Origin of the sequence: Hyphococcus sp., from assembly GCF_965267305.1 — a bacterium.
Taxonomy (GTDB): Bacteria; Pseudomonadota; Alphaproteobacteria; order Caulobacterales; family Parvularculaceae; genus Hyphococcus.
Map to the genome: position 1 here is coordinate 3,238,181 of NZ_OZ253945.1, position 23,539 is coordinate 3,261,719.

General features: G+C 61.6%; 23 protein-coding genes and 1 riboswitch. Of the genes, 19 read left to right on the forward strand and 4 right to left on the reverse strand.

Translation table 11 applies throughout. The features are described from left to right. Positions 1-8 precede the first annotated feature (8 nt). The 9 genes from ACQY5P_RS15615 to ACQY5P_RS15655 all read left to right on the forward strand — a co-directional run bounded on the left by ACQY5P_RS15615 (position 9) and on the right by ACQY5P_RS15655 (position 6,606). Positions 9-1,148 carry an acyl-CoA dehydrogenase family protein gene (locus ACQY5P_RS15615; RefSeq protein WP_428407796.1) on the forward strand — a complete coding sequence of 380 codons (1,140 nt, stop codon included), beginning with the start codon at positions 9-11 and terminating at the stop codon, positions 1,146-1,148. A gap of 33 nt (positions 1,149-1,181) precedes the next feature. Beyond that, a complete protein-coding gene (locus tag ACQY5P_RS15620) occupies positions 1,182-1,637 on the forward strand; it encodes a MaoC family dehydratase (protein ID WP_428407797.1) in 456 nt (151 codons plus the stop codon). An 11-nt stretch (positions 1,638-1,648) separates the two neighbouring features. Continuing rightward, a complete protein-coding gene (locus ACQY5P_RS15625) occupies positions 1,649-2,095 on the forward strand; it encodes an OsmC family protein (protein WP_428407798.1) in 447 nt (148 codons plus the stop codon). Between the two features lie 13 nt (positions 2,096-2,108). Further along, complete coding sequence (locus ACQY5P_RS15630; RefSeq protein WP_428407799.1) at positions 2,109-3,026, forward strand: SDR family NAD(P)-dependent oxidoreductase; 918 nt, start codon at positions 2,109-2,111, stop codon at positions 3,024-3,026. An 11-nt stretch (positions 3,027-3,037) separates the two neighbouring features. Then, positions 3,038-4,234 carry an acetyl-CoA C-acyltransferase gene (locus ACQY5P_RS15635; protein ID WP_428407800.1) on the forward strand — a complete coding sequence of 399 codons (1,197 nt, stop codon included), beginning with the start codon at positions 3,038-3,040 and terminating at the stop codon, positions 4,232-4,234. After that, entirely contained in the window at positions 4,235-4,600 is a 366-nt protein-coding gene (locus ACQY5P_RS15640; RefSeq protein WP_428407801.1) for an MGMT family protein, read from the forward strand. Next, positions 4,597-5,268 (forward strand): DJ-1/PfpI family protein, encoded by a 672-nt coding sequence (locus ACQY5P_RS15645; RefSeq protein ID WP_428407802.1) that lies wholly within the window; start codon positions 4,597-4,599, stop codon positions 5,266-5,268. The genes ACQY5P_RS15640 and ACQY5P_RS15645 overlap by 4 nt, the downstream gene beginning before the upstream one ends. Positions 5,269-5,347: 79 nt before the next feature. After that, entirely contained in the window at positions 5,348-5,905 is a 558-nt protein-coding gene (locus tag ACQY5P_RS15650; protein ID WP_428407803.1) for a BPSL1445 family SYLF domain-containing lipoprotein, read from the forward strand. A 170-nt stretch (positions 5,906-6,075) separates the two neighbouring features. Then, positions 6,076-6,606, forward strand: a complete 531-nt coding sequence (locus tag ACQY5P_RS15655) for a hypothetical protein (protein WP_428407804.1) — start codon at positions 6,076-6,078, stop codon at positions 6,604-6,606. Here the strand turns inward: ACQY5P_RS15655 and ACQY5P_RS15660 are convergent, their stop codons facing one another. The 3 genes from ACQY5P_RS15660 to ACQY5P_RS15670 form a co-directional block, all read right to left on the reverse strand. Beyond that, the gene (locus ACQY5P_RS15660) at positions 6,607-7,614 is read right to left on the reverse strand and encodes an adenosine deaminase (protein ID WP_428407805.1); all 1,008 of its coding nucleotides are present in this window, start codon (positions 7,612-7,614) and stop codon (positions 6,607-6,609) included. It lies immediately after the preceding gene. Further along, positions 7,611-8,174: a hypothetical protein gene (locus tag ACQY5P_RS15665; protein ID WP_428407806.1), complete on the reverse strand. Its 564-nt coding sequence runs from the start codon at positions 8,172-8,174 to the stop codon at positions 7,611-7,613. Before ACQY5P_RS15665 ends, ACQY5P_RS15660 begins: the two co-directional genes overlap by 4 nt. A gap of 66 nt (positions 8,175-8,240) precedes the next feature. After that, complete coding sequence (locus ACQY5P_RS15670) at positions 8,241-9,980, reverse strand: alkaline phosphatase D family protein (RefSeq protein ID WP_428407807.1); 1,740 nt, start codon at positions 9,978-9,980, stop codon at positions 8,241-8,243. Positions 9,981-10,138: 158 nt separating this feature from the next. Between ACQY5P_RS15670 and ACQY5P_RS15675 the strand changes: the two genes are divergently transcribed. Both ACQY5P_RS15675 and ACQY5P_RS15680 read left to right on the forward strand, forming a co-directional pair. Then, entirely contained in the window at positions 10,139-11,650 is a 1,512-nt protein-coding gene (locus ACQY5P_RS15675) for an amidohydrolase (protein ID WP_428407808.1), read from the forward strand. 26 nt (positions 11,651-11,676) lie between these two features. Beyond that, positions 11,677-12,966 carry an amidohydrolase family protein gene (locus ACQY5P_RS15680; protein ID WP_428407809.1) on the forward strand — a complete coding sequence of 430 codons (1,290 nt, stop codon included), beginning with the start codon at positions 11,677-11,679 and terminating at the stop codon, positions 12,964-12,966. A 1-nt stretch (position 12,967) separates the two neighbouring features. Here the strand turns inward: ACQY5P_RS15680 and ACQY5P_RS15685 are convergent, their stop codons facing one another. Then, the gene (locus ACQY5P_RS15685; RefSeq protein ID WP_428407810.1) at positions 12,968-14,596 is read right to left on the reverse strand and encodes an ABC transporter permease; all 1,629 of its coding nucleotides are present in this window, start codon (positions 14,594-14,596) and stop codon (positions 12,968-12,970) included. A gap of 104 nt (positions 14,597-14,700) precedes the next feature. Between ACQY5P_RS15685 and ACQY5P_RS15690 the strand changes: the two genes are divergently transcribed. The 8 genes from ACQY5P_RS15690 to gcvPB all read left to right on the forward strand — a co-directional run bounded on the left by ACQY5P_RS15690 (position 14,701) and on the right by gcvPB (position 23,511). Continuing rightward, positions 14,701-15,711 carry an ABC transporter ATP-binding protein gene (locus tag ACQY5P_RS15690; protein WP_428407811.1) on the forward strand — a complete coding sequence of 337 codons (1,011 nt, stop codon included), beginning with the start codon at positions 14,701-14,703 and terminating at the stop codon, positions 15,709-15,711. Between the two features lie 99 nt (positions 15,712-15,810). Next, positions 15,811-16,845 (forward strand): Fe(3+) ABC transporter substrate-binding protein, encoded by a 1,035-nt coding sequence (locus tag ACQY5P_RS15695; RefSeq protein WP_428407812.1) that lies wholly within the window; start codon positions 15,811-15,813, stop codon positions 16,843-16,845. 27 nt (positions 16,846-16,872) lie between these two features. Then, entirely contained in the window at positions 16,873-18,141 is a 1,269-nt protein-coding gene (locus ACQY5P_RS15700) for a 2OG-Fe(II) oxygenase (RefSeq protein WP_428407813.1), read from the forward strand. Positions 18,142-18,198: 57 nt separating this feature from the next. Further along, positions 18,199-18,642, forward strand: coding sequence for a Fur family transcriptional regulator (locus ACQY5P_RS15705; protein WP_428407814.1), 444 nt, complete (start codon positions 18,199-18,201; stop codon positions 18,640-18,642). An 81-nt stretch (positions 18,643-18,723) separates the two neighbouring features. Continuing rightward, positions 18,724-18,826: riboswitch (glycine riboswitch) on the forward strand. A gap of 146 nt (positions 18,827-18,972) precedes the next feature. After that, positions 18,973-20,166, forward strand: a complete 1,194-nt coding sequence (gene gcvT, locus ACQY5P_RS15710; protein WP_428407815.1) for a glycine cleavage system aminomethyltransferase GcvT — start codon at positions 18,973-18,975, stop codon at positions 20,164-20,166. Between the two features lie 10 nt (positions 20,167-20,176). Further along, entirely contained in the window at positions 20,177-20,545 is a 369-nt protein-coding gene (gene gcvH, locus ACQY5P_RS15715; RefSeq protein ID WP_428407816.1) for a glycine cleavage system protein GcvH, read from the forward strand. Positions 20,546-20,578: 33 nt separating this feature from the next. Continuing rightward, complete coding sequence (gene gcvPA, locus ACQY5P_RS15720) at positions 20,579-21,922, forward strand: aminomethyl-transferring glycine dehydrogenase subunit GcvPA (RefSeq protein ID WP_428407817.1); 1,344 nt, start codon at positions 20,579-20,581, stop codon at positions 21,920-21,922. After that, a complete protein-coding gene (gcvPB, locus tag ACQY5P_RS15725) occupies positions 21,919-23,511 on the forward strand; it encodes an aminomethyl-transferring glycine dehydrogenase subunit GcvPB (RefSeq protein WP_428407818.1) in 1,593 nt (530 codons plus the stop codon). Before gcvPA ends, gcvPB begins: the two co-directional genes overlap by 4 nt. The last annotated feature ends 28 nt before the right edge of the window (positions 23,512-23,539 follow it).

Sequence of the window (23,539 nt, forward strand, 5' to 3'; positions counted from 1 at the left end):
GAAGTCAAATGCCTCTCGTCCTTACCGAAGAACAGGAAATGCTGCGCGAGTCTGCGCGCGGGTTTCTCGATGAAAAAGCGCCGGTTTCCGCTTTGCGCAAACTGCGCGACACAAACGATCCCTACGGCTTTTCCCGCGATCTCTGGAAAGAAATGGCGGAGATGGGCTGGGCCGGGATTATCGTTGAAGAAGAGCATGGCGGCTCGGATTTCGGGTTTGTGGGCGCGGGCGTGTTGGCGGAGGAAATGGGCCGTACGCTGACGGCGTCGCCGTTCCTGTCGACGTCGATCCTCGCGGCAACCGCGTTGAAGAAGCTCGGCTCCGACGCGCAGAAACAATCGAACCTGCCGAAGATCGCGGCGGGCGAGGCGCTTTACGCGCTGGCTGTCGATGAAAATCGAAAGCACGGGCCGGCAAAAACCGCGATGAAAGCCGAGAAACACGGAAACGGCTTCAAGCTCTCCGGCGACAAGACCTTCGTCGCCGACGGTCATGTGGCGGACAAGATCATCGTTGCGGCGCGCTCCGCCGGCGCGCCCGGCGAACAGGATGGCCTGACGCTGTTTCTCGTCGATGCGAAATCGAAAGGCATTGAGATCGAGCGTACGCAAATGGTCGACAGCCGCAACGCCGCGCGGATCAAATTCGACGGCGTCGAGGCGACCGGCGACGATGTTCTGGGCGAAGTCGACGGCGGCTATATGGCCCTCGAAGGCGTCCTTAATGCAGGGCGCGCGGGTCTCGCCGCGGAAATGTCCGGTTCGGCGCAGCGGGCCTTCGAGATGACCGTCAACTATCTCAAAGAGCGCAAGCAGTTCGGAACCGAGATCGGTTCTTTCCAGGCGCTGCAGCATCGCGCGGCGCATCTTTATTCAGAGATCGAGCTTGCGAAATCCGCGGTGCTGAAAGCCCTGCAGGATCTCGACGCCCATTACGGCATGGCGGGGCCGATCTGTTCGCTGGCCAAGGCGAAAGCCGGCGAAGTTGCGAAACTCGCCAGCCAGGAAGCGGTGCAGATGCATGGCGGCATCGGGATGACCGATGAGTATGATATCGGCTTTTACATGAAGCGCATCCGCGTCGCCCAGGAAATGTTCGGAGACGCCGCTTTTCACGCCGACCGCCTCGCGCAAATGCGGGGTTACTGATATAGGCGGTGCGCCGCTATTTGAGAGAAAGCCATGCCCGCAACGACGCCCGACAAGATCGCCGATTTCGTCGGCAAGGAAACCGGCGTATCCGATTGGATCACCATCGATCAGGACCGGATCAACCAGTTCGCCGATGTGACCGAAGACCATCAGTTCATTCACATCAATCCGGAAGCGGCGGCGAAAACCCCTTTCGGAACCACGATCGCCCACGGCTTTCTGACGCTTTCCATGTTGTCGAAACTCGCCTCGGGCAGCGTCATCATCCTTGAGGGCGTCAAGATGGGCGTCAACTACGGCTTCGAGAAAGTCCGCTTCGTAAACCCGGTGAAATCCGGCCAGAAAATCCGCGGACGCTTCACCCTGATGTCGGCGGACACGAAAGTCCCGGGCCAGTGGACGCTGAAATACGCCGTGAAGGTGGAGATCGAAGGCGAGACGAAACCGGCGCTCGTCGCCGAGTGGCTGACCATGCAGTTCGTTTGAGGGCGCGGAAGATGTCAGAGCATGTCGCAGACATTAGCTGGAAACGCGAAACGGAAAGTTTCGCTTATGAAGATTACGACCGCACCCATGTTTGGCGTTTCGATAATGGCGTGGAAGTGAAAGCCGCGGCGGCGCCCGCCTATCTCGGCGATCCTGCCTGCGTCGATCCCGAAGAGGCGTTCGTCGCTTCCGTTTCAAGCTGTCACATGCTGACCTTTCTCGCCATCGCCGCGCGCAAGCGTCTGACAGTCGATTCTTACGAAGACCACGCCGTTGGCCATATGGAGAAAAACACCGATGGGCGGCTCGCCATCACCCGCGTCGATCTACATCCGAAAATCGTGTTCGCGCCGGGTGTTGACGTCGATGCGGCGGCGCTCGAGAAAATGCACCACAGCGCCCATGAAAACTGTTTCATCGCCAATTCGGTGAAAACCGAGATTGTCGTCAATTCATAAGGAGAGCTTCCCCGTGTCGATCAGATTTGACGGAAAAGTCGCCATTGTCACCGGCGCCGGCAATGGTCTCGGGCGCAGCCACGCGCTGGCGCTCGCCGAGCGCGGCGCGAAAGTCGTCGTCAACGATCTCGGCGGCGCGCGCGACGGCTCGGGCGGATCAATATCCGCCGCGCAAGACGTGGTGAACCACATCAACGCGGCAGGCGGCGAGGCCATCGCCGACGGCGCGAATGTGACGAATGCTGATGAAGTCGCCGCCATGGTGAAGGCCGCCATGGACAAATGGGGCCGCATCGACATTCTGGTGAACAACGCCGGCATCCTGCGCGACAAGTCGTTTCACAAAATGACGCTCGACGATTTCAGGATGGTCATCGACGTCCATCTCGTGGGCTCGGCGATCTGCACCCATGCCGTCTGGCCGATCATGCGCGAGCAGACCTATGGCCGCGTGATCATGACGTCATCGCCCTCGGGGCTTCACGGCATTTTCGGCCAGGTGAATTACGGCGCAGCAAAAGCCGGCATGATCGGAATGATGAACGCTCTGCATCTCGAAGGCGCGAAATACAACATCAGGGCGAATGTCTTGTCACCGTCGGCCAAGACGCGGATGACCGAAGATCTCGGCATTCCCGAAGCCATCCTCGATCAGATGACCCCGGAAGCCATCACAGCGGCGATGCTTTATCTCGTCAGCGAGGACGCGCCCTCTCGCGCGATCGTGAGCTGCGCCGCCGGCGGCTATTCCCGCGCCTATATCGTCGAGACCGACGGCGTCTACCTGCCGCCGGAAAAACAGACGCCGGAAGAGATCGCGAAAAAGTGGGATGAAATCTCCGACACGAAAGACGTACATTATTACGAGAACTCGTCGGGGCCGAATATGAACTTCATCGGCAAGGCCAAAGATTACGCCATCGGCAAATAAGGAATATCGTCATGAGAGAAGCCGTCATCGTTTCAACCGCCCGCACGCCCATCGGCAAGGCCTATCGCGGCGCTTTCAACAACACGACGTCGCCGGCGCTCGCCGCCCACGCCATGACCAATGCGATTGCGCGCGCGAAAGTCGAGCCGGGCGAAGTCGAAGACGTGGTCGCCGGCGCGGCGCTGCAGATGGGTACGGCGACGCCGAACGTGGCGCGGCTTTCGCTGTTGCGCGCGGGGATGCCGCATTCCGTGCCGGGGCAATCGCTCGACCGGCAATGCGCCTCCGGCATGATGGCGATTGCGACGGCTGCGAAACAGGTGATCTCCGACAATATGCAGGTGGCGATCGGCGTTGGCGTGGAATCGATTTCCATGAACCAGACGAAGCAGATGTTCGTTCATCCCGACCCGTGGCTCCTCCAGAATCTGCCCGCCACCTATATGCAGATGATCGAGACGGCGGAGATTGTCGCTGAGCGCTACAAGATTTCGCGCGAGGCCCAGGACGAATACGCCCTGCAATCGCAGCAGCGAACCCACGCCGCCCAGCAGGCGGGCAAGTTCGACGACGAGATCGTGCCGCTCGCGTCGGTAATGAAATTCGTCAACAAGGAAACCGGCGAGAGCTCCGACGTCGAAGTGAAGCTCGATAAGGACGAGGGCAACCGCCCGGAAACGACGCTGGAAGGTCTTTCGGGGCTGAAACCCGTCTTCAAGGGCGGTCAGGTCGTGCAGGAAGGCAAATACATCACTGCGGGCAACGCGTCGCAATTGTCCGACGGCGCCTCGGCGGCTGTGGTGATGGAAGCAAAGGAAGCGTCGAAACGCGGCCTCTCCCCGCTCGGCATTTATCGCGGCATGGCGGTTGCGGGAACCAATCCCGACGAGATGGGCATCGGACCGGTCTTCGCCGTCCCGAAGCTTCTTGAAAAATTCAATCTCAAAATGGACGATATCGGCCTTTGGGAATTGAATGAAGCGTTTGCGGTGCAGGTTCTCTATTGCCGCGACAAGCTTGGCATTCCCGACGAGCTCCTCAACGTCAATGGCGGCGCCATCTCCATCGGCCACCCCTACGGTATGTCCGGCGCGCGCATGGTCGGCCACGCGCTTATTGAGGGCAAGCGCCGCGGCGCGAAGTATGTCGTCTGCACCATGTGCGTCGGCGGCGGCATGGGAGCTGCCGGGTTGTTCGAAGTCGCATAAGTGGCGACGGATTACGACGCGATCCACGTCCTCATCCGCGAAGTGCCGAAAGGCGAGGTCGCGAGCTACGGCATGATTGCGAGCCTCCTGCCCGGCGTCGGCCCGCGGCAGGTGGCGCGCGCCATGTGGACCGCGCCGAAGACCCTTGCCTGGTATCGGATCATCACCGCCTCCGGCGCGCCTGCGGATCACTCCGGCGCAGAGGAACAGCGGCGGCGCCTGAAAAAGGAAGGCGTCGCCTTCAAAAAGAACGGTTCCGTCGACTGGGCGCAATGCCGCTGGAAGGGCCCTTCGCAAAAGTGGTTAGACAAATCCGGCCGTGAGATCGAAGAGGTGATGGAGATCATCGCCAGCTGGAAAAGATGAACATCACTTTCCTTCTCTTTTCGAACCTGACGCAGCTCGATTTCACCGGGCCGTTGCAGGTGTTGTCACGACTGCCGGGCGCGCAAGTCGCCCTTGCGGCCAAGCATAAAGCGCCGGTCGCGACGGATACGGCGCTGACGCTCAACCCGACCCATGATTTTACCGATTGTCCGCCAACGGACCTGTTGTGCATTCCCGGCGGATTTGGCGTCGACGACGCGATGCAGGATGCGGAGACTATTGCCTTCGTGAAACGCGAAGGCGCGCGTGCGCAATATGTGACATCGGTCTGCACCGGCGCCTTAATTCTCGGCGCGGCGGGCTTGCTCAAGGGAAAGAAAGCGACGACCCACTGGGCCTATCACAGCGAACTGAAAAGCGTCGGCGCGGAGCCGGTGAAGGCGCGCGTCGTGCGCGACGGCAATCTCTTTACCGGCGGCGGCGTGACGGCGGGGATCGATTTCGCTTTCACGTTGGCGGCGGAAATCGCAGGCGAAGAGGTCGCGAAGGCGATCCAGCTCGGCCTCGAATACGATCCTGCGCCGCCTTTTCTCGCCGGTTCTCCGGACAAGGCTGCGCCCCCGGCCCTCAAATCACAGCAGGAGCGCTACGCCCCGCGTCTTGCGGCGTTTCGCGAAGCCTTGGAAAAAGCCCTGAACCAATCGTAATTTGCGGTTAACGCATTGCGCCGCAATCTAGCCCCAATCGGCCATATTCTCCATACCGACTTTCAAGCGGGAGGCTTCCATGACCCTGTCTCAATTCCTTAAACCCGCGCTCGCCCTTGCGGCGGCGATGATGTTCGCGACCGGCGCGGCGCAAGCCGCCTCAAAAGAAAAAATCGAGCGGCGCACGAATGAAGCGCTCGCTGAATTCCGCGAGGATATCGGCGGTGCGAATGAAGTGCTTGCGAGAGCCAAGGGCGTTCTCGTCTTTCCGCTGATCAGAAAAGGCGGCATCGGGATTGGCGGTGAATACGGTCAGGGCGCTTTGCGCATTGGCGGCGACACGGTCGCCTATTATTCCACGGCCGCCGCCTCCATCGGTCTTCAGTTCGGCGGTCAGTCGCGCCGCCAGATCATCGTTTTTCTCGATCAGGGCGCGCTCGACAAGTTCCGCTCGAGCCAGGGCTGGGAGATCGGCGTTGACGCCTCCGTCGCCGTGGTCACTGTCGGCGCCGGCGGCGCCATCGACACGACGCAGTTGAACCAGCCCATTGTTGCGTTCGTCTTCGACAATAAGGGCCTGATGTACAATCTGTCTCTCGAAGGTTCGAAGATCAGCCGGATTCACGATGACGACTAAGCTTCGTCATTAACCGCTGATTTACCGTGATTGCGAAGGGGAGCGGCGCCGACGGCGCCGCTCCTTCGATTTTCAGCCCCGCCGGAAAGAAACCGGAAGGAAATATTCTCTAAAGTTTTCCGCGTATTGTCATTTCCTGGCCGCGAGCCGGACGAACAAGCGGGGACGATATGGCGAAAGTTGTAAAGGCCAAGCAGCGCTATCAGGTCAACGAGACCGGGTCCGATACGGAAGTCATCGTGAGGAGGAAGTCCCCCGGCCGGATATGGCTGACCTTTATCCTGAGCCTTCCGCTTGGGCTTGCCGTGGCCGTCGCCTTGATTGGCTTCAACAAAGGCGGCGCGATGCCGGCTTTTGGCTTGATGGCGGCGTTGGGCGCCCTCTGGTGGTGGGGCCTCGGCGACATTACGGACAAATTCAGGATCGACGACCGGGGTATCGCAAAACGCGGCAAGCTTTACCTCTTCGAGGATATCAACAGCCTCAGCTACAGGAACCGGCTCGGCACGAAAATCGATTTTCACCGGCGCCGGGCGACGACGGACGCGCATAATCTTGCGTCGGAATATGGCTACGGCCTCTACATTCTTTACGGGTCCAAAGAGGTCGGGCTGACGACGGGCTTTACGGAGTTCGAAGCCGAACAGATTTATGAGGTTCTGCGCGGCGTCTTCGGCAAATACGGCCACCGCTTCGCCTGATCAGACAAGATCGATCGCCGCAAGCTGCGCGCGTTTTTCGCCCTCGCTGAGGAATGAGCCGAGGAAGCTGTTCTTCGCGAGGGTTTTGACATCAGCGCGCGTCAGAGGAAGCGCCTCGATCACGGCTTTGAAATTGTCGTTCATATAGCCGCCGAAATAGGACGGATCGTCTGAGTTCACTGTCGCGCGCAGATTCAGGTCGAGCATCTTTTTCAACGGGTGCTCGGCCATGTCATTGACGACGCAAAGCTTCAAATTCGACAGCGGACAGACGGTGAGAGTCATCTGCTCCTGTGCGAGGCGACCGACCAGCGCGTCGTCCTCCAGCGAGCGATTGCCATGGTCGAGCCGGTCGATAGCGAGAAGATCCAGCGCTTCATGAACGTATTCCGGCGGGCCTTCCTCGCCGGCATGGGCGACGAGCTTTAACCCTCGCTCCTTCGCCGCCGTGAAGACGCGGGCGAATTTCGACGGCGGATGCCCGACTTCGGAGGAATCGAGCCCGACGGCCTCGATCCGGTCGAGCCAGGTTTCCGCCTGTTTCAGGGTTTCTAATGCGTCTTCTTCGGGCAGATGCCGCAGGAAACACATGATCAATTTCGCGGTCATGCCGAATTGCGCCTTGGCCATGCCGAGCGCCGTCAAAATCCCGCTGATCGCCGTGTCGAAAGGAACGCCGCGTTCCGTGTGTCCTTGCGGATCGAAGAAGATTTCCGCGTGCCGCACATTGTCCGCGCGCGCACGGTTGAGATAGGCCATGGTGAGATCGAAAAAATCTTCTTCCGTCCGAAGGACATTCATTCCCTGATAATAGATGTCGAGGAAGTCCTGCAGGTTCGAAAATTCATAGGCTGCGCGGATTTCCTCCACGGACTTGAAAGGTATGTCGATCTTGTTCCGCCGCGCCAGCTTGAACAGCATTTCCGGCTCAAGACTGCCTTCGATGTGAAGATGCAGCTCCGCCTTGGGCAGCGCCGAGGCATAGGCGATGAGATCGTGTTTGGTCATGTTTTCTTTCTGATGAGACGGATGAGCAGGGCGATAAAGGCCAGCGCAGCGCCGAGAACGCCAAGCAGCAAAGCGGGCATGCCCGACGCGAATTTCAAACTCGTCGCCAACTGCTGAACCAGGACCACGCCTTCGGCCGGCGCAATGATTTTGGCGGCGAAACTTGCGACCAAGGCGTTCTCGATGACTTCGCAGACCACATAGATCGCCGGGAGAACCAACAGAAATCGCAAAATGCTTTTATCGAGACGCAGGGCTTTGAGGCCGAGCCCCATCCCCATGCTCGCAAAGAAGAAATTCATCAGCGCATAAGGAATGTCGACAAGCTGCCACAGGATATAGTCGCGCCGGTCATCGCCCAACGCGTCGAGCGTGCGCACCGGTTCAAGCGCAGGGATGCCGGGCTTCGTCTCGGGCAGGACGCCGCCTGCCGCCTCCAGCGCGCGCGTCCACGGGCTGTCCATATTGAACGCCCAGGCGGAAAACACAAACAGGATCACGAACCAGACGAAAAACCTTGTCCAGCTCGCTTGCTCGATCATGCGAGAAATGAAAGCCATCTCACCCTCCTGCCGGAACTTTTAACATAGGCCGGCCGAGCGCGAAAATATATCAAAGGCCGCCGCTTATTTACCGAAGAGATAGCGGTCCTTGAAACCGGCGCCGTCCATGTCGGAAAACACCGCATCGCCGTCTTCGCGCGCGATGTCGAAGGCGGCGTGGACGAACGCGTTGTAATTGCCGCTATCGATCGTATCCACGGCCTTATACTCGGCCCGCGCTGCATCGCGCGTGATCGTCAGGTCGATGAAGCCATGATATTCGCCTGAAAGATAGCGCACATCCTTGTTGTCGCGATTGGTGAGGAGCGCATATTCCGCGCCCATGCCGCCGAGAAACTCCTTGCGGTAAGGCGAGGGGGATGTGACCGAGTGCGTGCCGAGCTCGACGCCCATATGCGCGCCGTTCTTGTCGATAAGATCGTTCGCCCACCAGGTGTGGGTGTCGCCGGTGACGACGATCATGCCGCCGGCCTCGGCGCCGCGCACAAGATCGTAAAACCGCTCGCGCGCCGCGGGATAACCGTCCCAGGCGTCGAAATTGAGCGGCAATCCGAGGGCGGACATTTTGACGAAGGCGCGCGCCTCGTTCCATTGCTGCTCAAGCTCGACGATTTGCGGTTCCGTCACATGCGGGTTGAGATCGGGCGCCGTCACTTTCGCCATGATCACCTGATTGGCGATGAGCCGCCAGGGCTGGCCTTTCGCGACGGAGGTTTTGAGCGTGCGGTCGAGATAATCGATCTGCGCCGCGCCGAGCATTTCGCGCGTTTCGTCCCACAAGATCACGTCGCGGAAATGCGCGACATCTTCGGGCGTTTGAAGCGTCGGGATGACTTCGGAATATTCGAACTGCCGCGCCCGCGCCATCAGGCGCGTTTCCAGCGCCGCGACGGTAAGGAGATCGCCATAGGAGAAGGAGCGGAAAAACGCTTCCCGCGCCATCTCCGGCTCGCGCACCGGCATCCATTCGTAATAGGCCTGCAGCGCCGCGCGGCGGCGCGCGTCCCAATCGCCTTCCGTTTGCGGGTCGTGGTTCTCCGCGCCGCCGGACCAGGAATCGTTCGACGTTTCGTGATCGTCCCAGATCGGGATCAGCGGATGCTTCCCATGCATCGCCTGGGACGCCGGATCCGCTTTGTACTGCGCATGACGCATGCGGTAGTCGGCGAGGCTGATGATTTCATGCGGCGGCTCGTGGGAGCGGCCAAGCGCGCGGCCGGCGTCGCCGCCATAGCCTTCATTGCTGTATTCGTAGATATAGTCGCCGAGATGGATGACGGCGTCGAGATCGTCATGCCGCGCGACGAGATCGTAGACGTTGAAATAACCGAACGGATAGTTGGAACACGACATGACGGCGAAGCGCGCCTGATCGACGGCGCCTTCGGGCAGGGTCTTGGTGCGGCCTGTCGGCGAAAAGGCGCCGCCGAGTTCGAAGCGATAATAGTAATGCGTGCCGGGCTCGAGCCCTTCGGCCAAGACTTTGACGGTCCAGTCTCGGACCGCGCTTGTGGTGAAACGTCCCTCATCGACGATGACGGCGAAGTCTTCGGTCTTCGCGATTTGCCAGCTGACGGTCAGGGAGGAAGGATTGGAAGACATAAGCGCCTGGAACACCCGGGTCCACAGCACCACAGACGTCGCAGCCGGATCGCCCGATGCGACGCCATGGGCAAAGACGCCGCCGGGGGCTTCGCTGACTGCGACATAAGGCGTCATCTTCGGCGTGGCCGTGCAGGACGCGGCGCCCATGGCCGCGCCGGATAACAGCGCTGCGCGCCGGGTAATCTTGCCTGTCGTCATCAAAGTCTCCCATCCCGTGCGGCGTTGAAGGCCGCCAATCTGTCCGCGCCGTTGCCGCCCCCGCTCCCCTGCGGGGTGGCCGCGCCCCGATTTTGCGGTAGTCTTATGACACAAATACCGGCGCAGTCGAATAAGCGCCGCAGCCAGTCGAGGGACCTATGCGAAAAACGGGATGGACGGCGCTCGCCGTTCTGATGCTCAGCGCCTGCGCCCAGCAAAACGGGGCGGACAGCGAAGAGGCGGATGCGGCCGAAGCTGCGGCGCCTGCCGAGACCGCCGCAGCGGCGGAAGAAGACGACGCGAAGGGCCCCGTGCGGCCTCCGTCAGATCCATACCCCTCCACCTACGAGCCCTATCCCGGAGAAACGGTGCTCTTGACCGGCGCGACCGTCCTGACCGGCGCCGGCGATCGCATCGACAATGGCGCGGTTCTTATTACCGACGGCAAGATAACTGCGGTCGGCGCCGCGGGCGAAATCGAAGCGCCGGAGGGCGCGCGCACGGTGAACGCCAATGGCAAGTGGATCACGCCGGGCATTATCGATATCCACTCTCATCTCGGCGACTATCCGTCCCCGTCCAATCAATCGACGTCAGACGGCAATGAAGTCGTCAGCCCCAATACCGCCTATGTCTGGGCCGAACATTCGGTCTGGCCGCAGGATGCGGGTTTCACCCGCGCGCTCGCGGGCGGGATCACGTCGCTGCAAATTCTTCCCGGCTCGGCAAATCTTTTTGGCGGGCGTTCCGCGATCCTGAAAAACGTGCCCTCTCGCTCCGTACAGGGAATGAAATTTCCGGGCGCGCCTTACGGCCTCAAAATGGCCTGCGGCGAAAATCCGAAGCGCGTCTATGGCGAGCGCGGCGGTCCCGGCACCCGCATGGGCAATTTCGCCGGCTATCGCTCAGCCTGGATCGAAGCCGCCGCCTACAAGAAAAAGTGGGAGGATTATTGGGCCGATTACGACGAGTGGGTCGACAATGACGACGACGACAAGGGCGATGCGCCGGAAGCGCCGACGCGCGATCTGAAGCTTGAAACCCTTGCCGGCGCGCTCAATGGCGACGTCATTGTCAACATGCACTGCTACCGCGCCGATGAAATGGTGCAGGTGCTCGATATGGCCAAGGAGTTCGGCTACAAGGTGCGGACCTTCCATCACGCCATCGAAGCCTACAAAGTCGCCGACTATCTCGCGGAGAACAATGTCTGCGCCGCGGTGTGGGCCGACTGGTGGGGCTTCAAGCTCGAAGCCTTCGACACGGTGGGCGAAAACGCGGCGCTGGTGCACGCCCAGCCCGGTGGCTGCGCCATCATCCATTCCGACGATGCGCTGGGCATTCAGCGTCTCAATCAGGAAGCGGCGAAAGCCATGGCCGACGGGCGCCGCATCGGCATCGACATCGAACCGGAAGACGCCATCGCCTGGATCACCGCCAACCCGGCGGACGCCATGGGCATCCTCGATGAAACCGGCACGCTTGAAGCCGGAAAAATGGCCGACGTCGTTGTCTGGAACGGCAATCCCTTCTCGGTCTACGCCAAGGCGGAGAAGGTCTATATCGACGGCGCGCTGATGTATGACCGCTCTAATCCGGAGCTGTCGCCGCGGGTCGATTTCGAACTCGGCCTTCATGACAACGACTTCACGGGCGGGGCAGGACAATGACCGGCAAGATCAGGAAGAGAAATCTCATGAAAACGTTCACCGCTTTCATCGCCGCCGCATCTGTTGTTGCGGGCGCCTCGAGCGCGCAAACCGTCGCCATCATGGACGGGCGCGTCCACACCGTCTCGGGCGGCGTTATTGAGGAAGGCGACGTCATCATCCGCGACGGACGCATCGCGCAGGTCGGGGCCGATCTTTCGGCGCCGGCGGGCGCGACCGTCATCGACGCGTCGGGCAAGGTCGTAACCCCCGGCCTTTTCTCGCCAGTCTCTGCCATCGGCCTCGTGGAGATCGGCGCCGTCGCCGATTCCAACGACGCAACGCCGGAGCTGCAGTCGCCCACGGACAGCTTCCCGCTCGGCGCGTCGCTTAACGCCATCGACGCGTACAATCCTTCGTCATCGCTCATTCCGGTGAACCGCGCGGCGGGCGTCACCCGCGCCTTGATGGCGCCCAATCCGGGACCGTCTTTCTTCGCGGGGCTCGGCGCGGTCATCGACCTTTCGGGCCGGCCGAACTCCGTCACCAGAGCCGAGGCGGCGCAATATGTCGCCATGGGCGAGCGCGGCGCCGAACGCCAGGGCGGCACGCGCATGGGCGCCTGGGCGGTCTTGCGCGAATATCTTGACGAGGCGCGTTCCTATCACGCCAATCCCAACGACTATATAAGGCGGCCTCATGACGGCCGGTTCGCCGTGTCGGATTTGAAAGCGCTCGGCCCCGTCATCAACGGCGAACAGCCGCTGATCGTCTCCGTAAACAGCGCCAATGACATCCGCACGCTGATCCGGCTGAAAAACACCTATCGTCTTAACGTCATCATTCTCGGCGGATCGGAAGCCTGGCGCGTGGCGCGCGACATCGCCTCGGCGAATATTCCGGTCATCACGAGCGGGCTTTATAACCTGCCGGGCGAGTTCGAGGATATCGATGCGACGCTCAAAAACGCCGCGCGGCTTCATCAGGCGGGCGTCAAGATCTCGTTCTTCGACGACGCTCATAACATCCGGCTGATCCGTCAGCATGCGGGCAACGCCGTCGCTGAAGGCTTGCCCTTCGATGCAGCTCTCGCGGCGATCACGCTCAACCCGGCGACATTCTACGGCCTCGGCGACCAGCTCGGCTCGCTCGAAGCGGGCAAGATCGCCGATGTGGTGATCTGGGACGGCGATCCGTTGGAAGTGACGACGCGGCCGGAGGCGGTCTACATCAACGGCCGTCCGCAGGATCTCAACAATCGTCAGAAAATGCTGATGGAGCGCTATCGTAATCTTGAGCGGGGCGATCTTCCCTTCGCCTATCGCGGCGGCGAATAACTTAGTTCACTGTCTGCGTTTCAAGACCCGCAAGCGCTTCGCTCTTGCGGGTCTTTTTTTGTCCGCCATCCGCGATCAGGCTGAGCGCGATGGACGGAAGAAGCCCGAGCCCGATCAGTATCAGCGCCGCGGGCGCCGCGTCGGCGAGCCGTTCGTCCGACGCGAGCCGGTAAATCTGGGTGCTGAGGGTTTCGAAATTGAAGGGCCGTAAAATCAGCGTTGCGGGCAATTCTTTGGCGATGTCGATGGCGACGATGGCGGCGCCTGCCAGGAGTGAGAGCCGCGCCATGGGCCAGTGCACTTCCCTGATGACGCGGCCGGGCGCGGCGCCCAGCGTTCTGGCGGCGCCGTCCATTTGCGGACTGATCTGCGCGAGGCCACCTGCGGCGGCGTTGTATCCGGCGGTGAGGAACCGCGCCACATAGGCGTAAAGAAGAACGAGCGCGCCGCCGGCGAGCGCATGACCGGAAACGCGCGCAAGACTTGCTGAAAGGGCGAGGACGCCGATCGCCATGACAGCGCCCGGCACGGCGTAGCCCAGCGTCGCCGCGCGCAAGGCGAGTTTGATGAATCGCCCCCGCGCCGCGCGCGCGCCGTAGGCGAGGAGGAGCGACAGGAAAACTGCGATCAGCGCGCCAGCGGCGGCGATCAGCGCGGTGTTGATTCCCGCCTGCGCAAGCCCGCGCAAGACAATGGCGTTCATCTCCGGCTGCAGTATGGAGATCAGAAGCCCTGCCGGCGCGATGAAACCGAACAGCACCGGCGCCAAGCAGATGAGAAAGGCGACGGCGCCCTGGAGCGGCGACAAGCGGATGCGGCGCGCCTTCCTCGCCGCGCGCACGTCTTCGCTGGCGCGCCCCCTGCGGCTTGCGCTTTCCATGAGCACGAGCAGGAGCGCCACGAAAAAAAGCGCCGCAGCAAGCTGCATGGCGGCGTGCAAATCGCCGAGCCCGTGCCAGGTGCGGAAAATGCCGACGCTTAAAGTGGGAACGCCGAAGAAATCGGCGACGCCGTAATCGGCGGCGATTTCCATGAGCGCCAGCGCCAGCCCGCCGAAGAACGCAGGACGGCTGGCGGTCAGCAACACCCCGGCGCTGGCGCGCAAGGGGCTGGCGCCCAGCATCCTCGCCGCCTCCATCATCGCGCCCGACCGCGCCGCGAGCGACGCGCGCATGGCGAGATAAACATAAGGATAAGTCGTCAGCATCAGGACGAAGGCCGCGCCCGGCAGTGAGCGGATTTCGGGGAGCGCCTCAGCGCCGATGATCGCGGCGACCGGTCCGAAGGGACCGAAAAGATTGCCGTAAGCATAGGCCGCGACATAGGCCGGAATAGCGAAAGGAAGCGCCAGCGCCACGCCGAGAATCCTGCGGCCCGGAAACTCCGTCAGGGAGACCAGCATCGCCGCGATGGCGCCGACGACCCCGGCGCCGGCGCCGGCCAGCGCGCATAACAATAATGTCGTCGCCACATAGCGCTGGCCCACATCGCTGGCGAAGATAGAGGGCGCCGCGTCCGCCTCCAGCGCGCCGGCGAGCATCGCGCCCACTGGAGCGGCGGCGAACAAGGCGATCAAAAGGATCGCGGCGCCGCCGCGCCTGTCTCCCTTCCTCGCCGTCATTTCGCTCATGGCCGCTGCGCTCTGTTCTTAATTCTCGTTCTTAACTGGTGACATCTATGCGAAAGTGAGGCAATTCCCAATCCCCATCGGAAGAAACCGGCGCCGAAAGTCTCATGAGCCTCGATCTCCATCGCATCTCTCACCGCTATGGCGGCGTCGCCGCTGTTCACGGGTCGAGCCTTTCCGTCGAGGCGGGGGAGATCGTCTGCCTTTTCGGCCCTTCGGGCTGCGGCAAGACCACCTTGCTCAGGATCGCAGCAGGGCTTGAGCATTTGCAGGAGGGGGAGGTGCGCCTTGGCGGCGCCGTGCTGGCCGCGCCGGGCAGGGAGACGCCCCCCGAACAGCGGCCTATCGGCTTCGTCTTTCAGGACTACGTTCTTTTCCCGCATCTGACGGTCGAAAAGAACATTGCTTTCGGGTTGAAAGGCGCCGGCGACGCGAAAGCGCGCATCGAAGACCAATTGTCGACGTTTGGCATCGAAGACTTGGCCAAGCGTTTCCCTCATGAACTTTCCGGCGGCCAGCAGCAGCGCGTGGCGCTCGCCCGAGCTATTGCGCGCAAACCCAAGGCGCTGTTGCTGGACGAACCTTTCGCCAGCATTGATGTCGCGCTGCGCCGCCGCCTGCGCGAAGAATTGCGCCGTGTGCTGAAGGAACAGAAAGCGGCCGTGCTTCTCGTCACCCATGACGCCGACGAGGCGCTGGCCCTCGGCGACCGCATCGCGCTGATGCGCGAAGGCGGGATCATAGAAACAGCAGCGCCCGAAGAGTTGTATGAACGTCCGCAAACGCCCGATGGCGCCGGCCTGTTTCCGGGAAGCCAGACGCTTATGGGCGAAGTGCGCGGCGGCGTATTTCATTGCGTGTTGGGAGAGGTTCAGACGTCGGGTCTGAGATCGGGCCCCGCCCGCGCCGTCTTGCGCGCCGACTGCCTGACGGCGTCTCCCGACGAGCTCTCGCGGTTCCGGGTCGCCGATATCCGTTTTGCGGGACCGGGTTGGCGGGTTCGTCTCGAAGGGCCGGGCGAGGCTCCGCTCTGGGTGACGATGGACGCTCCGCCTGCGGTTGGCGACGGCGTCTCCGTCGCCGTCGACTGGACGAAAGTCTTTGTTTTCTCTCACTGATTGGGTTGCACCCGGTGCGTCGCTTCGCGCCTTGCTTTTACAAACCGCTCTGATAGATTGATACTGAGAATTATTCGCAATTTAGAAAGCTTGTCGGAAATGACCATGAAGGCCTGGATCGCTGGTTTCGCAATCTTGCTCGCCGCCGCCTGCGGCGAGAAAGAGGAGGCGCGGCCAATCACTGGCGAGGTCAATGTCTATTCCGGACGCCACTATGATTCCGACATCGTTCTTTTCGACCAGTTCACGAAGGAAACCGGCATTCGCGTCAATCTGATCGAGGCGGGGGGCGACGCCCTCATTGAGCGCATCGCGCAGGAGGCGGATGCAAGCCCGGCCGATATTTTCATGACCGCCGACGCCGGGATTTTGTGGCGCGCCGATGAGCGCGATGTCTTCCGCGCCATCGACAGCGAAGAATTGAAACGACGCGTCCCCGCGCAATATCGCCATCCGGACGGAAAATGGTTCGGGCTTTCGAAACGGGCGCGCATCATCATCTACAACAAGGAAATGGGCCTGCCGGAAGGGCTTGAGACCTACGAAGATCTCGCCGACCCCGCCTATCGCGGCATGATTTGCGTGCGGTCCTCGTCGAACATCTACAATCAGTCGCTGCTCGCTTCCATCATTGCTCATGACGGCACGAAAGCCGCAGAGGAATGGGCGCAAGGCGTCGTCGCCAATTTTGCGCGCAAACCGCAAGGAAACGACACGTCGCAAATCGAAGCGGTCGCCGCCGGGCTCTGCCGTCTCGGAATCGTCAATTCCTATTACACCGCGCGCTACAAGGGTGCGGATGACCAAAAAGCTGCAGAGATCGGCGAGAAGTTCGAGCTTTTCTTCCCGAACCAGGCGGGCCGCGGCGCCCATGTAAACATCTCGGGCGCCGGCGTTGCGAAACATGCGCCCAATGCGGAGAACGCTGAACGCCTGATCGCCTTTCTCCTGCGCGATGAATCGCAGACCGCCTTCGCCCGCGGCAATAACGAATACCCGGTCGTCCCCGGCATAACAGCGGAGGGGCCGATCGCCGCCTACGCCGATTTCAAGGCGGACGAGCTTCCGGCCTCGGCGCTGGGCGAGCATCAGGCTGAGGCCGTGCAGATTTTCGATCGCGTCGGCTGGCCCTGATCGTGAGGCGAGTGCTAGCCTCGCGCAATGACGCCGACCTCATCACTGGACCAATTGAAAAGCAGCGCCGAAGCGGGCGATGCGCGTGCGCAATATATGCTGGCGGCGCAGTTGAGCGGCGCCGGCGCCAAAGACGAAGCGGAACGCTGGCTCAATGCATCCGCGGCGCAAGGTTTCGGCGACGCGCTTTACACGCTTGCAACACGCGAGTTGCATGATTCCGGTCTTGAAGAGGCTGCGAAGAAACTCAGGCGAGCCGCAGACAATGGTTCGGCGCTGGCGCAGCGCCTCCTAGGCGTTCTATACGCCATGGGCTTGGGAGTTGAACGCGACTGGCGCGAGGCGGTAAGGCTTGTGAGTGAAGCGGCGAAAGCGGGCATGGCGCCGGCCATGCGCGAACTTGCAATGCTGCTCTTCGCTGCGGACCCGAACGATGAAGACGGCGCGTCGCTCATTGCTCTTTCGGCGCCGCGCGATCCCGTCGCCGGCGCGGTGGCCGTGCGCCGCTTCGGGGAAACCCGCAGGCATGCGGATGCTGACGCAGCAAAAGCTCATCTCGACCTTCTAGAACGCGCGCAATATCCGCATGCAACGTCGCTGCGGACAGCATTTGCAAGCGCTGACGGATCGCAAAACTTTCAACCGTTATCGCCGCACTGGGAGCGTATCGCGGAAAAGCTGGGCGAAGAGCCGGCGCCGCCTTCGCCCGAAGCGGAAGTCTTGTGCGATGCGCCGCCCGCGCGGGTTTTCCGCGGCGCTTTTACGCCGGAGGAGTGCGAATATGTCATCGCCTCTGCGGCGCGTCTGCTCGCGCCCTCCATGATCGCCGACCCGCGCACCGGCGCGTCGATACAGGATCCCTATCGAACCTCGCTGACCGCGATCCTCGCGCTGGTCGATCTCGATCTTGCCCTGGTCATGGTCAACCGCCGGCTTGCGGCGCTCGCGGGCCGGCCGCCGGAAACCGCCGAATGTCTCGGCGTCCTCTTTTACGCGCCTGGAAAGGAATACCGGCCGCATTGCGACTGGCTGCCTCCGGGACCGGAACTCGACCGGGGCGGCCAGCGCGCAGCGACGGGGCTCCTTTATCTCAATCAGGACTATGAGGGCGGCGAAACGCGTTTTATTCTCCCTGACCTTGCCTTCAAAGGGCGAATGGGGGACGTTCTCGTCTTTGAGAATCTTAAGAAAAATGGCGATCCCGATCCCGATTCACGGCACGCGGGTCTCGCGGTCAGGTCAGGCGGAAAGTGGATTGGATCGACCTGGTTTCGGGAAAAAAACTACCGCCACTAGGGTTTTCAGGATGATATAACAAAGCTATAACAAAGGCAGCGGACGAGGAGAGAAGTTGTGAGTGATAAAAGCCATAATCACGACGACGGGGGCTCCCGCAAAAGGCCGGCGGGGCTGTTGAAGAACGAGAAACTGGTGTGGGACGTGCTGGCGGCCAGCAGGGACCCCTTGAAGGCTTATGAAATTCTTGACCGGCTGAAGGAGCGCGGCGTGCGCGCGCCCATGACGGTTTATCGCGCCTTAGACGGGCTGGAAGCCAAGGGGCATATTCACAAGCTCGACGGCCTCAACGCGTTTGTCGTGTGCAATCACGAAGGCCCGCATGTGGTCCAGACGTTTCTTGTTTGCGAAAGCTGTTCCACGGTCAAGGAGCTTCAGGTGGTTGCGGTGGAAGCGGATATTGCGCCGGCGGTGCGCGCGGCTGCTTTCGACATGCACACGGCGCGTCTTGAAATTAAGGGTCATTGCCGGTCCTGCGCGGCTGCGGCCGCGGCTGCATAAGTTTTTCTGCGGCTTCATATCAGATCGATTGACTCTGGAAACGGCGCGCCTAATGTCGCGCCATGTTCGCCCTTGGCGGACACGCAGCATGCGGGAGAGATCACGCCAAAGCCGGAAGGCGGAGGCGGACGCCGAAGGAGCAACCGCCCCGGAAACTCTCAGGCAAAAGGACCGCTTGCTGCAATACAGGCTGGAAAGCGTGCGGCGCCATTAGATAGAGCGCTGCTCCACCGACGGAGTAAGCAAAGACGCGTCCGCATTAGACCGGCGTTTTTTGCGAAATCTCTCAGGTTCCCGTGACAGCCGGGGTCGCCGCGACTAGGCGGCGATATGTCATGGGAATACCGGATGCCGGATCAGGATCACAGCAAACTAAAAAAGACGCCTCTTTACGACCTGCATCTTTCGCTCGGCGCGAAGATGGTGGAGTTCGCCGGTTATGCGATGCCGGTACAGTACTCCTCTGGCGTTCTGAAAGAGCATCTTCACACCCGCGAGGCGGCCGGCCTTTTTGACGTCTCTCATATGGGACAGGCTTTCCTGCATTCTCTCGAAGTCGAGCGGGGCGCGCCGGGCGCCCATGAGGCGATTGCCGCTGCGCTTGAGACGCTGATGCCCGGGGAGATCGCGAAGCTGAAAAAGGGCGCTGCGCGCTACACGGTTCTTCTTTCGGAAGAAGGCGGGGTTCTCGACGATCTGATGATTTCCCGTCCGCTGCGCGATGACCTTCAGGGCATGATGTTCCTTGTTGTGAACGCCGCGTGCAAAGACAAAGACTTCGCTCTTGTTCAGCAAAAGCTCGGCGATCGCGTGCGGCTGGAGATCGCGCATGACCGCGCGCTTCTCGCCGTGCAAGGCCCGAAAGCGGCGGCGGTTGTTGCAAGGCTTATTCCCGGCGCCGCCGACCAGACGTTCATGACCATGCGCGGCTATTCCTGGCCGGCCGCCGACAACGGCGCTTATGTCGTGGTGAGCCGGCTTGGCTATACGGGCGAAGACGGCTTCGAAATCTCCGTTCCCAACTCTCATGCGGAGCTTCTGGCGAAAGCGCTGCTCGCGGCGCCGGAAGTGGAGCCTGTGGGGCTCGGAGCGCGCGATTCGCTGCGCCTTGAGGCGGGGCTTTGTCTTTACGGTCACGATCTGACGCCGGAAACCTCGCCAGTTGAAGGCAACATCGCCTTCGCCGTGGGCAAGCGCCGGCGCGAAGAAGGCGGCTTTCCGGGCGCTGCGCGCATTCAGCGGGAATTCGCAGAGGGACCGAAGCGCCTGCGGGTGGGGCTCCGCCCTGAAGGTAGGGCGCCGGCCCGCGAAGGCGCAGAAATTCAGTCTACGGACGGAAAGACTATCGGCGAAGTGACGTCTGGCGGCTTCGGGCCAACCATCAACGGACCTGTCGCCATGGGTTATGTCGACGCGGACTATTCAACAACAGGAACGCAGGTCCATTTGATGGTGCGCGGCAAGCCCTTGCCGGCCGTCGTCGCCGACATGCCCTTTGTTCCTCATCGCTATTACCGAGGTTAGGGAGGAAATAATGACCGTGAAATACACCGAAGATCATGAATGGGTGAAGACCGAGGGCGATGCTTATGTCATCGGGATTAGCGCCCACGCCGCCGAACAGCTTGGCGATGTTGTCTTCGTCGAATTGCCGGAAGTCGGCAAGACTTTCGCTAAGGGCGAGGAAATGGCGGTTGTTGAATCGGTGAAAGCCGCCTCCGACGTTTATGCTCCGATCTCCGGCGACATCGTGGAGGTCAACAGCGCCATTGTCGATGAGCCCGCGAAGGTGAATGAAGACCCGCAGGGCGCCGCCTGGTTCGTGAAGATCAAACCGTCCAATCCGGCAGAGATCGATGCGCTCATGGATGAAGGCGCCTACAAGGATTTCGCTGGGAATTAAAACACTGCAAGCGAGTGCGTTGAGGAAACTACGATGAGATATTTGCCCCATAATGAGGTCGATCGTCAGGCGATGCTGAAAAGCATCGGCGTAAAGGACATCGACGCGCTGTTTTCCGACGTGCCGAAGGACGCGCTCAACGCGAAATTCGATCTGCCCCATCACATGGGCGAACTCGAAGTCGAGCGCGCGCTCGGGGCGATGGCGGCGAAGAACCGCGCGGCGGGGGCGGGACCCTTCTTCATCGGCGCCGGCGCCTACAAGCACCATATTCCGGCGACGGTGGATCACATCATTCAGCGTTCGGAGTTTCTGACCGCCTATACGCCGTACCAGCCGGAAATCGCACAGGGCACGCTGCAATATCTCTTTGAATTCCAGACCCAGGTCGCGGCCTTGACCGGCATGGAGGTCGCCAACGCCTCCATGTATGACGGCTCCACCGGCTGCGCCGAGGCGGCGCTGATGGCGCGGCGTGTGACCAAGAAAAACAAGGTGCTGCTTTCCGGCGGTCTTCACCCACATTACGGCGCGGTGACGCGCACCAATCTCGAACTCGTTGACGCCGAGGTCGCGGCGGCGCCCATGGATGTTGACGCGACGGAAGACCTCGCGTCGCAGATTGACGACGACACGGCCTGCGTCATCGTGCAGTCGCCCGACGTTTTCGGCAATGTGCGCGACCTGGCGCCGATCGCGGAGGCGGCGCATGCCAAAGGCGCGCTGCTTGTGGCGGTGGTCACGGAGGCGGTCTCATTCGGCGCGTTGAAAAGCCCCGGCGAAATGGGCGCCGATATCGTTGTCGGCGAAGGCCAGTCCATCGGCAACGGCTTGAATTTCGGCGGACCTTATGTGGGCCTCTTCGCCACGCGCCAGAAATATATGCGCCAGATGCCGGGCCGGCTTTGCGGTGAAACGCAGGATGCGGAAGGAAAGCGCGGCTTTGTTCTCACGCTTTCGACGCGCGAGCAGCATATCCGCCGCGACAAGGCGACGTCGAACATCTGCACCAATTCGGGGCTCTGCACGCTGGCCTTCACCATCCACATGACGCTTTTGGGTGAGGCGGGTTTGCGCAAGCTTGCGATGCTCAACCACGAAGCCGCCTGCGAGGCCGCCGACGCGCTTTCGAAAGTGAAAGGCGTCGAGGTGGTCAACAAGAGCTACTTCAACGAATTCACCCTGCGCCTTCCGAAAGATGCGTCGGAAGTTGTCGAGAAACTGGCGGAAGACGGCGTTCTCGCCGGCGTGCCCGGCGCCCGCCTGTGGCCGCACGACAAGGCCGCGCACAATCTTCTGATCGTCGCCGCGACGGAATGCGTGACGGATAAGGATATCGAAACATTCGCAGCGAAACTGAATGAGGCGCTGTCATGAGCATGAACAACCAAGGCCGCCCCACAATGCCGACTTCTGGCGCGAGCGACGCAAAGGAAACCAACGTCAAAACCTTCACCGGCAACAAGGCGCTGCAGATCGAGGAGGCGCTCTCCTTCGAGATCGGCTCCTATCAGCAGACCGGCGTCGATCTTCCCGAGCCGAAGGCGAGAACAAACCGCCTCGGCGGCCTCGACCGCAACACGGATATCGGCCTGCCGGGTCTTTCCGAGCCGGAGACCATGCGCCATTTCGTGCGGCTGTCGCAGAAGAACTACGCTATCGATATGGGGCCGTTCCCGCTCGGCTCCTGCACCATGAAACACAATCCGCGCCTCAACGAGAAAATGGCGCGGCTCCCCGGTTTTGGCGATCTGCATCCGCTGACGCCGGTGGCGCAGGCGCAGGGCGCGCTCGAACTTATCGATACTCTCGCACATTGGCTGAAAGAACTGACCGGCATGCCCGCCGTCGCCATGTCGCCGAAAGCGGGCGCCCATGGCGAGCTTTGCGGCATGATGGCGATCAAGGCGGCGATTGTCGCGCGCGGCGAAGGCGATAAGCGCGTGCGCGTGCTGGCGCCTGAATCCGCGCATGGCACCAATCCGGCGACCGCCGTGCAGTGCGGCTTCAAGGTCGAGAATATTCCCGGCGACAAGACCGGCCGCGTCGATCTCGAGGCGATGAAGGCGAAACTTGGGGATGACGTCGCCGGCATCATGGTGACCAACCCCAACACTTGCGGCCTCTTCGAGCGCGACATCCGCGCCATCGCCGACGCCGTGCACGAAGCGGGCGGCTATTTCTATTGCGACGGCGCGAATTTCAACGCCATCGCGGGCAAAGTGCGTCCCGGCGATCTCGGCGTCGACGCCATGCACATCAATTTGCACAAGACATTCTCGACGCCCCATGGCGGCGGCGGGCCGGGCTCGGGCCCGACCGTGCTTTCCGAAGCGCTCGCGCCCTTCGCGCCCGTGCCTTACGTCGTTTGCGAGGATGGAACATACGATCTCGTCGAAACCCGCCGCGCCGCGAAAGCGGAAGGGGAGAGCGCTGAAAGCTTCGGGCGCCTCACGGCCTTCCACGGCCAGATGGGCATGTTCGTGCGCGCGCTTTCCTATATGATGAGCCATGGCAAGGATGGCATCGCCCAAGCGTCAGAAGACGCAGTGTTGAACGCCAACTATGTGCTGGCGCGCCTCAAAGCGGAAATGACGCCGGCCTTTGACGGCTATTGCATGCACGAAGCCTTGTTCGACGACCGCTTTCTGAAAGACACTGGCGTCGAGACGGTGGACTTCGCGAAAGCCATGATCGACGAGGGCTATCACCCCATGACCATGTATTTCCCCCTGGTCGTGCACGGCGCCATGCTGATCGAACCGACGGAATCGGAATCGAAGCGCGAGCTCGATCTGTTCTGCGGCGCGCTTCTGTCGCTTGCGAAACGCGCAAAGGCGGGAGAGAGCGCGGCCTTCAAGGCCGCGCCGGTCTACGCCCCGCGCCGCCGGCTCGATGAAACCGCGGCGGCGCGCCATCCGGTTCTCAGATGGACGCCGCCGCAAAAGGCGGAAGCGGCGGAGTAGCGCTCACGGAACTTCACATTTTGTATGT

Excerpts from the sequence above, each read along its gene's own strand:
- gcvT (WP_428407815.1), top strand. The coding sequence starts at position 18,973 with ATGTCATGGGAATACCGGATGCCGGATCAGGATCACAGCAAACTAAAA.
- ACQY5P_RS15690 (WP_428407811.1), top strand. The coding sequence starts at position 14,701 with ATGAGCCTCGATCTCCATCGCATCTCTCACCGCTATGGCGGCGTCGCC.
- ACQY5P_RS15685 (WP_428407810.1), bottom strand. The coding sequence starts at position 14,596 with ATGAGCGAAATGACGGCGAGGAAGGGAGACAGGCGCGGCGGCGCCGCG.
- ACQY5P_RS15670 (WP_428407807.1), bottom strand. The coding sequence starts at position 9,980 with ATGACGACAGGCAAGATTACCCGGCGCGCAGCGCTGTTATCCGGCGCG.
- ACQY5P_RS15660 (WP_428407805.1), bottom strand. The coding sequence starts at position 7,614 with ATGACCAAACACGATCTCATCGCCTATGCCTCGGCGCTGCCCAAGGCG.
- ACQY5P_RS15695 (WP_428407812.1), top strand. The coding sequence starts at position 15,811 with ATGACCATGAAGGCCTGGATCGCTGGTTTCGCAATCTTGCTCGCCGCC.
- ACQY5P_RS15645 (WP_428407802.1), top strand. The coding sequence starts at position 4,597 with ATGAACATCACTTTCCTTCTCTTTTCGAACCTGACGCAGCTCGATTTC.
- ACQY5P_RS15615 (WP_428407796.1), top strand. The coding sequence starts at position 9 with ATGCCTCTCGTCCTTACCGAAGAACAGGAAATGCTGCGCGAGTCTGCG.
- gcvPB (WP_428407818.1), top strand. The coding sequence starts at position 21,919 with ATGAGCATGAACAACCAAGGCCGCCCCACAATGCCGACTTCTGGCGCG.
- ACQY5P_RS15635 (WP_428407800.1), top strand. The coding sequence starts at position 3,038 with ATGAGAGAAGCCGTCATCGTTTCAACCGCCCGCACGCCCATCGGCAAG.
- ACQY5P_RS15625 (WP_428407798.1), top strand. The coding sequence starts at position 1,649 with ATGTCAGAGCATGTCGCAGACATTAGCTGGAAACGCGAAACGGAAAGT.
- ACQY5P_RS15700 (WP_428407813.1), top strand. The coding sequence starts at position 16,873 with ATGACGCCGACCTCATCACTGGACCAATTGAAAAGCAGCGCCGAAGCG.
- ACQY5P_RS15665 (WP_428407806.1), bottom strand. The coding sequence starts at position 8,174 with ATGGCTTTCATTTCTCGCATGATCGAGCAAGCGAGCTGGACAAGGTTT.
- ACQY5P_RS15675 (WP_428407808.1), top strand. The coding sequence starts at position 10,139 with ATGCGAAAAACGGGATGGACGGCGCTCGCCGTTCTGATGCTCAGCGCC.
- gcvPA (WP_428407817.1), top strand. The coding sequence starts at position 20,579 with ATGAGATATTTGCCCCATAATGAGGTCGATCGTCAGGCGATGCTGAAA.
- gcvH (WP_428407816.1), top strand. The coding sequence starts at position 20,177 with ATGACCGTGAAATACACCGAAGATCATGAATGGGTGAAGACCGAGGGC.
- ACQY5P_RS15680 (WP_428407809.1), top strand. The coding sequence starts at position 11,677 with ATGAAAACGTTCACCGCTTTCATCGCCGCCGCATCTGTTGTTGCGGGC.
- ACQY5P_RS15650 (WP_428407803.1), top strand. The coding sequence starts at position 5,348 with ATGACCCTGTCTCAATTCCTTAAACCCGCGCTCGCCCTTGCGGCGGCG.
- ACQY5P_RS15655 (WP_428407804.1), top strand. The coding sequence starts at position 6,076 with ATGGCGAAAGTTGTAAAGGCCAAGCAGCGCTATCAGGTCAACGAGACC.
- ACQY5P_RS15620 (WP_428407797.1), top strand. The coding sequence starts at position 1,182 with ATGCCCGCAACGACGCCCGACAAGATCGCCGATTTCGTCGGCAAGGAA.